Here is a 4,449-nt window from a genome sequence, read left to right as displayed (position 1 = left end):
GCCCGGCCAGCCGGGAGAAGGGCGGGCCGCAGATCGCCGCCAACCGTCGGGTGATCTCAAGGGCTCCGGACCGGCCGAGGGAACTCGCTGCTGCCGCCATGGCGGCCATCGTACATGTGTTCGAATGCAGTGGTAGCGGCTATCGGGATGCCGCTGGTCCGGCGCACTGCCGCTGCCGGCCGGTAACGTGGCCGCCGTGACCACCGAGACTGCCCCGCCCGCGGCGAAGCGGGTGCCCAGCGAGCGCACCCACCACGGCGACACCGTCGTCGACGAGTACGCCTGGCTCGCCGCAAAGGACGACCCGGAGACGATCGCCTACCTGACCGCCGAGAACGAGTACACCGACGCGCGGACGGCACACCTGGCTGACCTGCGCGCCGACCTGTTCGAGGAGACTCGCCGACGCACCCAGGAGACCGACCTGTCCGTGCCGACCCGCAAGGGCGGGCACTGGTACTACACCCGGACGGTCGAGGGGCAGCAGTACGGAGTGCAGTGCCGACGGGCGGTCCGCGACGGTGAGACCGACCCGCCGGTCAGCGTGGACGGCGCCCCACTCGACGGCGAGGAGGTGCTGCTCGACGGAAACCTGCTGGCCGAAGGGCACGACTTCTTCTCGCTCGGCGCGTTCGACGTCAGCCCCGACGGTCGCTGGCTGGCCTACTCCACCGACTTCTCCGGCGACGAGCGGTTCACCCTGCGGGTGAAGGACCTGACCACCGGTGAGCTGCTGCCCGACGAGGTGCCGGACACGTTCTACGGCACCGCCTGGTCGACCGACGCCTCGGTGCTGTTCTACGTGACGGTGGACGACGCCTGGCGACCGAACCGGGTCTGGCGGCACACCATCGGCTCCCCCGCCGCCGACGACGTGGTGGTCCACCAGGAGGACGACGAGCGGTTCTGGGTGGGCGTGGAGCTCACCCGGTCGGAGAAGTTCATCCTCATCGACGTGCACAGCAAGATCACCAGCGAGGTGCTGGTGATCCCCGCCGGCAACCCGACCGGCGCGCCCGCCGTGATCGCGCCCCGCCGGCAGGGCGTCGAATACACGGTGGAGCACCACGGGCACCGCTTCCTGATCCTGCACAACGACAACGCTGAGGACTTCGCACTGGCGTTCACCTCGGCGGACGTACCGGGCGACTGGGTGCCGCTGATCGAGCACACCCCCGGCACCCGGCTGGAGGCCGTGGACGCCTTCGCCAACCACCTGGTGGTGTCACTGCGCACCGACGGGCTCACCGGGCTGCGGGTGCTGCCGGTGGGCAGCGACGACGGGTACGACATCGACTTCCCCGAGCCGCTGTACAGCGTCGGGTTGGACGCCAACCCCGAGTACCGCACCGGTCGGGTCCGGCTGCGCTACTCCTCCCTGATCACCCCCGACTCGGTGTACGACTACGACCTGGTCACCCGGCAGATGGTGCTGCTCAAGCAGAAGCCGGTGCTGCCCGGGCCGGACGGGCGACCGTACGACCCGGCCGAGTACGAGCAGCACCGCGACTGGGCGCTCGCCGACGACGGCACCCGGGTGCCGATCTCGCTGGTCTGCCGGGTCGGCACCCCCCGGGACGGCTCGGCGCCCTGCGAGCTGTACGGCTACGGCTCGTACGAGGCCAGCATGGACCCGTGGTTCTCGGTGGCCCGGCTGTCCCTGTTGGACCGGGGCGTGGTCTTCGCGGTGGCGCACATCAGAGGCGGCGGTGAGCTGGGCCGACGGTGGTACGACCAGGGCAAGCTGCTGGCCAAGAAGAACACCTTCACCGACTTCGTGGCGTGCGCCCGACACCTGGTCAAGGCCGGCTGGACGGCCAGCGACCGACTGGTCGCCCGGGGCGCCTCGGCCGGTGGCCTGCTGATGGGTGCGGTGGCCAACCTCGCGCCGGACGCGTTCACCGGGATCGTGGCGCAGGTGCCGTTCGTGGACGCGCTCACCTCGATCCTCGACCCGTCGCTGCCGCTGACAGTCACCGAGTGGGAGGAGTGGGGCAACCCCCTCGACGACCCCGAGGTGTACGCGTACATGAAGTCCTACACGCCGTACGAGAACGTCACCGCCGTGGACTATCCCGCGATCCTCGCGGTGACCAGCCTCAACGACACCCGGGTGCTCTACTCCGAGCCGGCGAAGTGGATCGCCCGGCTGCGGGCGGTCGCCCCGGGCGGCGACTACCTCCTGAAGACCGAGATGGGTGCCGGGCACGGCGGCCCGAGCGGTCGCTACGACTCCTGGCGTGAGGAGGCGTTCATCAACGCCTGGATCCTGGACCGCCTCGGTCGCGCCTGACGACGGGGCGGCGGCGATGACCGACGAGGACGAGCCGGGGTCGACGCCCCGGCGCACCTCCGCGTGGATGATCCTCGCCGTGGTCGCCGCCGCCCTGCTCGTCTGCTGCTGCTCCGCCGCCGTGGGCCTGCTGATCTCCTGGTCGGCCGGGCTCTTCCACACCCCGGCCTGACCGCCGACGCGGCTTCAGCCGCGGCCGGCACCAACCAGCGCCGCCGCCTCGCCGGTACGCACCATCCGCTGCCAGCGCAACCGGTTGCCGATCAGTGCGGTGACCACCGACTGCACCACCACCAGGTACATGAGCTGCCGGTAGACCAGTTGCTGGAACGGCAGCGCCCACAGCGGCCCGTACCGCTCCCGGTCCAGTCGCAGCGCGTACCCGGCGGTGGCCGCCTGGAGCAGCAGCAACCCCGCCCAGGCCAGGGCGAGGGTCGACCAGGGCAGGAAGAGCAGGCCGTACACGGCGAACACGTCGACCGCCGGAGCGGTGAGCGGCAACACGATCTGGAACACCGTGAGGTACGGCAGGCCGCGTCGGCCCAACTTGCCGCCGGCACCCGACTCGCGCAGCGCGTGCCGGTGCTTCCACATCGCCTGCATCGTGCCGTAGCACCAGCGGTAGCGCTGTCGCCAGAGTTGGCGCAACGACGACGGAGCCTCGGTCCAGGCGATGGCCGACTCCTCGTAGACGACCCGCCAGCCGGCCCGCAGCACCTTCATGGTCAGGTCGGTGTCCTCGGCCAGCGTGTCCGACGGCACCCCACCCACCCGCAGCAGCACCTCGCGGCGGAACGCACCGATCGCACCGGGGATGGTCGGCATGCACTCCAGCACGTCGTACATCCGTCGGTCGAGGTTGAAGCCGATCACGTACTCCAGGTGCTGCCACCGGCCGAGCAGCCGACGCCGGTTGGCGACCTTGGTGTTGCCGCTGATCGCGCCCACCGACGGGTCGGCGAAGCCCTGCACCAGTCGGTACACGGTGTCCGGCTGGAAGACAGTGTCCCCGTCCACCAGCACCAGCAGGTTCGCCCGGGCGGCCCGGATGCCGGTGTTCAGCGCCGCCGGCTTGCCGGCGTTGGCCTGCCGGATCACCCGTACCCCGCGCAGTCGCATCCGCTCGACGATGTCGGCGGTCCCGTCGTCCGACCCGTCGTCGACGACGATCACCTCCAGCGCCGGGTACGCGCTGGCCATCAGCGACCGGACCGTGGCGGCGATGTTCGCCGCCTCGTTGTACGCGGGCACGATCACCGAGACGGGTGCCCGCACCTCCGGTCGGTCCCGCCGCGGACGGCGGACCCGGCGCACATGCCGCTGGGCACAGACCACCTGCACCACGAGACGTGCGATCCCCAGTACGAGGGCGGTGGCGAGCAGCACGTTCATCACGTCGGCCGCCCAGCGGGCACCGGTCTGGGTCCAGCGCAGCGCGGTGCCGCTCAGCCGGGCACCAACGCCGGCCGGCACCATCGACGGCGAGGCGTCGATGCCGGCGGAGACGGTGGTGAACCGGTAGCCCTGCTCGCCCAGCGCGGGCAGCAGCCGGTCCAGCGCGGCGAGGGTCTGCGCCCGGTCACCGCCGCCGTCGTGCATCAGCACCACCGCTCCCCGGCCCTGCTTCGGGGTGGCCGCCCGCACGATCCGGTCGGCTCCGGGGCGCTGCCAGTCCTTGGTGTCCAGGTCGGTGAGCACCGCGACGTGCCCGGCACCGGCGGCGGCCCGCAACGCGGCGTACTCGGACCCGGTCAGCGCCGTCGGCACCGAGGAGAACGGCGGCCGGAACAGGGTCACCTCCCGGCCGGCGGCCGACGCGACCGCCTTACGGGTCAGCGACAGTTCGAGGTCGCGACGCCACGGCGACACGTCGGCGAGGTTGGCGTGGGTGAACGTGTGCGACCCGATCTCGTGCCCCTCGGCGAGGATCCGCCGGACCAGTTCGGGGTGCTCGTTGACCCGGGCACCCACCACGAAGAAGGTGGCGTGCGCGCCGTGCCGGCGCAGCACGTCGAGAACCTGCGGCGTCCACCGCGGGTCCGGCCCGTCGTCGAAGGACAGCGCGAAGGTGCGGTCCGGCAGCGCCCGACTGACCGGTTCGGCGCGGTCCAGCCGCAGCACCGGGCCACCCGAGCCGACGGCGGCCGGGACGTCCG

The 4,449-nt window shown here is 71.7% G+C and carries 3 protein-coding genes; 2 read left to right on the top strand and 1 reads right to left on the bottom strand.

Features of this window, described 5'->3' with window-relative positions; all coding sequences use genetic code 11:
* Positions 1-196: 196 nt before the first annotated feature.
* Together KBX53_RS23610 and KBX53_RS23605 are read left to right on the top strand one after the other, a co-directional pair.
* Positions 197-2,293, top strand: a complete 2,097-nt coding sequence (locus tag KBX53_RS23610) for a S9 family peptidase (RefSeq protein ID WP_030334005.1) — start codon at positions 197-199, stop codon at positions 2,291-2,293.
* A 16-nt stretch (positions 2,294-2,309) separates the two neighbouring features.
* Positions 2,310-2,465, top strand: a complete 156-nt coding sequence (locus KBX53_RS23605) for a hypothetical protein (RefSeq protein ID WP_167337316.1) — start codon at positions 2,310-2,312, stop codon at positions 2,463-2,465.
* 14 nt (positions 2,466-2,479) lie between these two features.
* On the opposite strand, the gene KBX53_RS23600 is transcribed toward KBX53_RS23605, so the two are convergent.
* Positions 2,480-4,449, bottom strand: a 1,970-nt coding sequence (locus KBX53_RS23600) for a bifunctional polysaccharide deacetylase/glycosyltransferase family 2 protein (RefSeq protein WP_210861694.1), incomplete at its 5' end; no start/stop codon positions are given.

This window comes from Micromonospora sp. M51, from assembly GCF_018070305.1.
Lineage (GTDB): Bacteria > Actinomycetota > Actinomycetes > Mycobacteriales > Micromonosporaceae > Micromonospora > Micromonospora parva.
Note: the sequence above shows the minus strand (reverse complement) of the source record. Positions and strands in the feature narration are given on the sequence as shown.